Origin of the sequence: Jannaschia sp. R86511 (assembly GCF_042466345.1) — a bacterium.
Lineage (GTDB): Bacteria > Actinomycetota > Actinomycetes > Actinomycetales > JBBAYJ01 > Aquipuribacter.
Genome location: NZ_JAXHCD010000001.1, coordinates 3,344,232 through 3,351,163, shown reverse-complemented (window position 1 = coordinate 3,351,163; position 6,932 = coordinate 3,344,232). Strand labels below are relative to the sequence as shown.

Below are 6,932 nucleotides of genomic sequence, written 5' to 3'. Positions count from 1 at the left end.
CACCCGGACCGTGTTGGACCAGGGGCGGGGGCATGGGTACGTTCACCTCCTGCCGGTGATCACCGGGCCGTCAGGGCCGGAACCGGCGACCACGCACGACACGTTGGACCAGGACAGCACCAACACCGACCGATCTCACCGACCGACAGACAACAGAGGTGTCACGTGCCCCTTCCCACACTCACGCCCGAGCAGCGCGCCGCCGCGCTCGAGAAGGCCGCCGCCGCTCGTCGGGAGCGCGCCGAGGTGAAGAACAGGCTCAAGAACTCGTCCGCGACGCTCGCCGAGGTCATCAAGGAGGGCACGACCAACGACGTCATCGGCAAGATGAAGGTCGCCGCCCTGCTGGAGGCCCTGCCGGGCACCGGCAAGGTCCGCGCCAAGGCGATCATGGAGGAGATCGGCATCAGCGAGACGCGCCGCGTCCGTGGTCTCGGTGCCAACCAGACCGCCTCCCTCATCGAGCGCTTCGGCGGCAAGTGACCTCAGGCCCGACGCCGTCCCCTGCCCCGGCCGGGGACGGCGGCTCGTCGGCGCCCCGCGTCACGGTCCTGGCCGGCCCCACGGCGGTCGGCAAGGGCACCGTGGCCGCGGAGGTGCGGCGCCGCTACCCCGAGGTGGCCATCTCCGTGTCGGCCACCACCCGGCGCCCGCGGCCCGGTGAGGTGGACGGCGTCCACTACCACTTCGTGTCCGACGAGCGCTTCGACGCCATGGTCGCCGGCGGTGAGCTGCTGGAGTGGGCGCTGGTCCACGGCCTGCAGCGCTCCGGCACCCCGCGGGCCGAGGTCGAGCAGGCCCTGGCCGGTGGCCGCCCCGTCCTGCTGGAGATCGACCTGCAGGGCGCCCGGCAGATCCGCACCAGCTACCCGCAGGCCCAGTTCGTCTTCCTGGCCCCGCCGACGTGGGAGGAGCTGGTCGCGCGGCTGGTCGGGCGCGGCACCGAGGACGAGGCCGAGCGCGAGCGCCGGCTGGCCACCGCGAGGGTGGAGCTGGCGGCGGAGCCGGAGTTCGACCGCACCATCGTCAACCACGATGTCAGCCAGGCCGCCCGAGACCTCGTATCATTGATGGGATTGCCGGTCCGCGACTGAGCCCGACCCGGCTCTTCACGGCGTCAGCGCCGTCCGCGGACCGGAGCACCCGACGTCTGGAGTCCTCAGTGCCCGGAACACCTGCTGCCCCCGAGGGCATCACCAACCCGCCCATCGACGACCTGCTCACCACGGTCGACTCGAAGTACTCCCTCGTCATCTACGCGGCCAAGCGCGCCCGTCAGATCAACGCGTACTACTCCCAGCTGGGCGAGGGCCTGCTGGAGTACGTCGGCCCCCTGGTCGAGACCCACGTGCAGGAGAAGCCGCTGTCGGTGGCGCTCCGCGAGATCGACGCCGGCCTGCTCACCATCGAGGCCAACCCGCCCGCCACCGAGGACTGAGACCCCTGCGGGTCGTCCTCGGTGTCAGCGGGGGCATCGCGGCCTACAAGGCCGCGACCCTGCTGCGCCTGCTCCGCGCGGACGGGCACGACGTCACGGTCGTGCCCACCGCGTCGGCGCTGCGCTTCGTCGGTGAGCCCACCTGGTCGGCGCTGTCCGGCCACCCCGTGGCCACCGACGTCTGGACCGACGCCCACGACGTGCCGCACGTGCAGATCGGGCGCGGCGCCGACCTGGTCGTGGTGGCGCCGGCGACCGCGGACCTGCTGGCCCGCGCGGCCCACGGCCTGGCCGACGACCTGCTCACCAGCACGCTGCTCACGGTGACCTGCCCGGTGCTGCTGGCCCCGGCCATGCACACCGAGATGTGGGAGCACCCCGCCACCCGCGCCAACGTGGCCCTGCTGCGCGAGCGCGGCGTCACCGTCGTCGACCCCGCGGTCGGGCGGCTCACGGGCTCCGACAGCGGCCCGGGCCGGCTGCCCGAGCCGGAGGACCTGCTGGGCCACGTCCGCGCCGTCCTGGCCGGGACGGCGGCGCCGGGACGTCCCGCCGACCTCGCCGGGCGCCGTGTCGTCGTCAGCGCCGGGGGCACGCGCGAGGCCCTGGACCCCGTGCGCTTCCTGGGCAACGCCTCCTCCGGGCGGCAGGGCGTGGCGCTGGCCGAGGCCGCCCGCGACCGCGGCGCCGAGGTGCACCTCGTCGCCGCGCACGTCGAGACGGCCCTGCCGTCGGGGGTGCGGATGACCCGCGTCGGCTCGGCGCAGGAGCTGCTCGAGGCCGTGACGGCCGCCGTCGTCGACGCCGACGCCCTGGTGATGGCGGCCGCGGTGGCCGACTACCGGCCCGACACGGTCTCCGGCACCAAGATCAAGAAGGGTGCCGGGACCGACGCCCCGACGCTGCGCCTGGTCCGCACGGTCGACGTGCTGGCCACCGTGGCCCACGACCGACCGCACCCCGGCCTGGTCGTGGTCGGCTTCGCGGCCGAGACCGGTGACGACAGCGGCGACGTCCGCCACCACGCGGAGGCCAAGCTGCGCAGCAAGGGCTGCGACCTGCTGGTGGTCAACGACGTGTCCGGCGGGGCCGTGTTCGGCAGCGAGCAGAACGCGGTGCACGTGCTGGCCCCGGGCCGGGCCGGGCAGCCCGCGACCGAGGTCGCGGCCACGGGCACGACCGACAAGCGCGCCGTGGCCGAGACCGTCCTGGACGCCCTCGTCCACCGGTTGGCCGGTACCGCCGGTCGGACCGATCGCCACCCTCTAGGGTGAGCGAGGCCGGGTGAGCCGGCGCCGTCCAGCACCAGATGCGCACCCTCGACGGTGCCACCCGTGGGAGACCTGATGAGCCACCGCCTGTTCACGTCCGAGTCCGTCACCGAGGGCCACCCGGACAAGATCTGCGACCAGATCAGCGACGCGATCCTCGACGCCATGCTCGAGCAGGACCCCCGCTCCCGGGTCGCGGTGGAGACCCTCGTCACGACCGGCCTGGTGCAGGTCGCCGGCGAGGTCACGACCGAGGCCTACGTCGAGATCCCGCGCGTGGTCCGCGAGACGGTGCTCAAGATCGGGTACGACTCCTCCGTCAAGGGCTTCGACGGCAGCTCCTGCGGCGTGTCGGTGTCCATCGGGCAGCAGTCCCCGGACATCGCCCAGGGCGTCGACAAGGCCCACGAGCTGCGGACCTCCGGTGCCGAGGACCCGCTCGACGCCCAGGGCGCGGGCGACCAGGGCCTGATGTTCGGCTACGCCTGCGACGACACGCCCGAGCTGATGCCGCTGCCGATCGCGCTGGCGCACCGACTCTCGGCGCGGCTCAGCGAGGTCCGCAAGAGCAACGAGCTGGCCTACCTCCGCCCCGACGGCAAGACCCAGGTGACGATCGCCTACGACGGCACCACGCCCGTCGCGATCGACACGGTCGTGCTGTCGACGCAGCACGCGGCCGACATCTCGCTGGAGAGCATGCTGGCGCCCGACATCGAGGCGCACGTGATCCGCCCCGTGCTGGCCGACGTCGGGCTGGAGACCTCGGGCATGCGCCTGCTGGTCAACCCGACGGGACGCTTCGAGATCGGTGGCCCGATGGGCGACGCCGGCCTGACCGGCCGCAAGATCATCGTCGACACCTACGGCGGGATGGCCCGCCACGGCGGTGGCGCGTTCAGCGGCAAGGACCCGTCCAAGGTGGACCGCTCCGCGGCCTACGCCATGCGCTGGGTGGCCAAGAACGTCGTGGCGGCGGGCCTGGCCACCCGCTGCGAGGTGCAGGTCGCCTACGCGATCGGCAAGGCCGCGCCCGTCGGGCTGTACGTCGAGTGCTTCGATACCGAGACCGTCCCGCTGGACCGGGTCACGGCAGCGGTCCGCGAGGTGTTCGACCTGCGTCCGGCCGCCATCATCCGCGACCTCGACCTGCTGCGTCCGGTCTACGCCCAGACGGCCGCCTACGGGCACTTCGGCCGTGAGCTGCCCGGCATGACCTGGGAGCGCACCGACCGGGTCGACGCGCTCCGTAGCGCCACGGGCCTCTGAGCCGCGACCACCGGCGCGGGTGAGCGGGCCGGCCGCGCAGCAGGCCCTGTTCGGCCCTGCGCCGAGGCGGCGAGCGGGCTCGCGGTCGGGCCCGCCCGCCCCGGACGCCGGGGGCCCGGTCGCCTCGGTCGTGGTCGACGTGCCGCTGGCCCACCTGGACCACCCGTTCTCCTACGCCGTCCCGCCCGCCCTGGTCGACCAGGTGCGCCCCGGGGCGCGGGTGGTGGTGCCGTTCGCCGGGCGCACCGAGGACGGCTGGGTGCTCGCGGTCGGGGAGGGGGACGGCTCGGGGCTTCGGCCGGTGCGCCGGGTCGTGACGCCGCACCCGCCGCTCACGGCCGAGGTGGCCACGCTGGCCCGGGCGGTGGCGGACGCCACCGCGGGCACGCTGGCCGACGTGCTGCGGGCGGCCGTCCCGCCCCGGCACGCCGCGGCCGAGCGGCTGCTGCTGGCCGACGAGCCGGTGCCCGACGAGGCGGTGCTCGACGAGGCGGTGCTCGACGAGGCGGTGGCCGAGGAGCCGGTGGCCGAGGAGCCGGGGGCCGACGAGGCGGGGGCCGAGGAGCCGCAGGCCGACGACCCTGACCCGGGCCCCTGGGCGTCGTGCGTGGCCGGGCCCGCGTTCCTGCAGCGGGTGCGCGCCGGGGAGGGCCCCCGCGCCGCGGTCCGGCTGCCGCTGGACGCCGAGCCGTGGCCGGCGGTCGTCCCGGCCGTCCGGGCCGCCCTCGACTCCGGCCGGGACGCCGTGGTCGTGCTGCCCGAGGTGGTCGACGTCGAGGCCTGCACGGTCGTGCTGGCCGAGGCGCTCGGCCCGGACCTGCCCGTCGTCGCCCTGCACCACGGCCTGGGCCCGGCGGCCCGCTGGCGGTCGTTCCTGCGGCTGCGCCTGGGTCGGGCCCGCGTGGTCGTCGGCACCCGGTCGGCCGTGTTCGCGCCCGTGCTGCGGCCCGGGCTGGTCCTGGTGTGGGACGACGGCGACGACGGCCACGTCGAGCCGCACGCCCCCGGCTGGGACTCGGCGCTGGCGGCCCTGCTGCGGGCCGAGGGGTCCGGGGCCGCCCTGGCGCTGGTGTCGCACTCCCGGTCGGCCCGCAGCCAGTGGTGGGTCCGTACGGGTCGGGTCAAGGACGTCGCCCCCGACCGGGCCGCCCGTCGCCGGGCCGCGCCCCGCGTCGTCGTGCCCGACCCGGCCGACCCGCTGGAGGTGCACGCCCGCGTCCCGCGCCTCGCCCACCGGGTGATGGCCGAGGCGCTGCGGGTTGGGCCGGTGCTGGTGTCCGTGCCGCGCACCGGCTGGGCGAGCGCGCTGCAGTGCCGTCGCTGCCGGCACGCCGTGCGCTGCCGCCGCTGCTCGGGCCCGCTGGCCGTCGTCGGCGCGTCCGGCGAGCTCGCCTGCCGCTGGTGCACCCGTCACGACGACGCCTGGGTGTGCCCGGAGTGCAGCGGCACCCAGGTGCGGGCCGGGGTGGTCGGCGCCACCCGCTCCGCGGAGGAGCTCGGCCGCGCCTTCCCCGGGGTGCCGGTCACGCTCAGCCGTGCCGGCCAGCGCAGCGCGGCGGTCCCCGGCACGCCGCGCCTGGTGGTGGCGACCCCCGGCACCGAGCCGCCGGCCGTGGACGGCTACGCCGCGGCCCTCGTCCTGGACGGCGACCTGGCGCTGTCGCGCCGGGGGCTGGCGGTGGAGGAGGAGACGCTGCGCCGCTGGCTGGCCGTCGCGGCCCTGGTCCGCCCGGCCGACGCCGACGGCCGCCTGGTCGTGGTGGCCGACCCCGGTCACCGGGTGGTCCAGGCCCTGGTCCAGGACGCCCCGGAGGCCCTGGCGGAGCGGCTGTGCGACGAGCGCACCGAGGTGGGCCTGCCCCCGGCCCGGACGGTGGCGCGGCTGCTGTCGACCGAGCACGTGCTGGCCGACGTGGCCGCCGACCTGCGGGGCGAGAGCACGCTGCTGCCGGACCCCGTCGCGGCGTCGGCCGGTCCGGCGACCGCGCGGCCGACCGTGCTCGGGCCCGCGCCCACCGAGGACGGGGAGGGCTGGCAGCTGCTGCTCACCGGGCCCGCGGACGTCGTGGTCGGCGCGGTCAAGGACCTGCTGGCCGGCCGGTCCGCCGCCAAGGCGCCCGGACGGCTCGTCGTCCGGGTCGACCCGCACGACCTGGACTGACTGCGGCGGACGGGGCGACGCGCACGACCTGGACCGATTGCGGCGGGCGGACCGATGACTCGCGTTCCCGACCCCGGTCGACCCTCCGTCAGCGACCGCACCCCCGCACCGGAGGACCCATGACCAGCTCGACCGCCGCCCGCCGCAGCCTCTGGGCCGCCACCCACGTCGAGCGCGCCGCCCTGGCCGACGACCTCGCCGGCCTCGACGAGGCGCAGTGGGTCCACCCGTCGCTGTGCGAGGGGTGGACCGTCGAGGACGTCGTCGCCCACCTGACCGCGGCGGCCTCCGTCGGGCGGCTGCGGTGGCTGGTGAGCGTCGTCGGGGCCCGGTTCGACACCGACCGGCACAACCAGCGCCGGATGGTCGAGCACCGGGGCGCCACCCCGGCGGAGACGCTGTCGCGCTTCCGCCGTGTGGTCACGAGCTCCACCGGTCCCACGAGTGACACGGCCGCATGGCTGGGCGAGGTCGTGGTCCACGCCCAGGACGTCCGCCGCCCACTCGGTCTGCCCCGCAGGCCGCCCGTCGAGACGGTTACCGAGGTGGCTCGTTTCGTCGCCAGCCGGGACTTCACCGTCCCGGGCCTCAGCAACGCCGGCGGGCTCCGGCTGGAGGCCACGGACGGCCCCTTCGCCACCGGTGACGGCCCGCTGGTCCGCGGCACGACCCTCGCGCTGACCATGGCCATGGCGGGCCGGGAGGTCTGCTGCGACGACCTGACGGGGCCCGGCGTGGCGACGATTCGAGGGCGCTGCTCGGCGGGCTGAGGCCGTCGGTTGTGTCCACCCGT

General features: G+C 75.9%; 7 protein-coding genes. All 7 read left to right on the top strand.

Going from position 1 to position 6,932, the window contains the following annotated elements; all coding sequences use genetic code 11:
- The first annotated feature begins 165 nt into the window (after positions 1-165).
- The 7 genes from mihF (at position 166) to SJY06_RS15620 (ending at position 6,909) form a co-directional block, all read left to right on the top strand.
- Positions 166-483: an integration host factor, actinobacterial type gene (mihF, locus tag SJY06_RS15650; protein ID WP_380168467.1), complete on the top strand. Its 318-nt coding sequence runs from the start codon at positions 166-168 to the stop codon at positions 481-483.
- Positions 480-1,094, top strand: a complete 615-nt coding sequence (gene gmk / locus SJY06_RS15645) for a guanylate kinase (RefSeq protein WP_380168466.1) — start codon at positions 480-482, stop codon at positions 1,092-1,094. The genes mihF and gmk overlap by 4 nt, the downstream gene beginning before the upstream one ends.
- Positions 1,095-1,162: 68 nt before the next feature.
- Positions 1,163-1,438 carry a DNA-directed RNA polymerase subunit omega gene (rpoZ, locus tag SJY06_RS15640; protein WP_380168465.1) on the top strand — a complete coding sequence of 92 codons (276 nt, stop codon included), beginning with the start codon at positions 1,163-1,165 and terminating at the stop codon, positions 1,436-1,438.
- Entirely contained in the window at positions 1,435-2,712 is a 1,278-nt protein-coding gene (gene coaBC / locus SJY06_RS15635; RefSeq protein WP_380169719.1) for a bifunctional phosphopantothenoylcysteine decarboxylase/phosphopantothenate--cysteine ligase CoaBC, read from the top strand. The genes rpoZ and coaBC overlap by 4 nt, the downstream gene beginning before the upstream one ends.
- Positions 2,713-2,784: 72 nt before the next feature.
- Positions 2,785-3,978 (top strand): methionine adenosyltransferase, encoded by a 1,194-nt coding sequence (gene metK, locus SJY06_RS15630; protein ID WP_380168464.1) that lies wholly within the window; start codon positions 2,785-2,787, stop codon positions 3,976-3,978.
- A gap of 19 nt (positions 3,979-3,997) precedes the next feature.
- Positions 3,998-6,139 carry a hypothetical protein gene (locus tag SJY06_RS15625; protein WP_380168463.1) on the top strand — a complete coding sequence of 714 codons (2,142 nt, stop codon included), beginning with the start codon at positions 3,998-4,000 and terminating at the stop codon, positions 6,137-6,139.
- Positions 6,140-6,258: 119 nt separating this feature from the next.
- Complete coding sequence (locus SJY06_RS15620) at positions 6,259-6,909, top strand: maleylpyruvate isomerase family mycothiol-dependent enzyme (RefSeq protein ID WP_380168462.1); 651 nt, start codon at positions 6,259-6,261, stop codon at positions 6,907-6,909.
- Positions 6,910-6,932: the final 23 nt, after the last annotated feature.

Excerpts from the sequence above, each read along its gene's own strand:
- SJY06_RS15620 (WP_380168462.1), top strand. The coding sequence starts at position 6,259 with ATGACCAGCTCGACCGCCGCCCGCCGCAGCCTCTGGGCCGCCACCCAC.
- metK (WP_380168464.1), top strand. The coding sequence starts at position 2,785 with ATGAGCCACCGCCTGTTCACGTCCGAGTCCGTCACCGAGGGCCACCCG.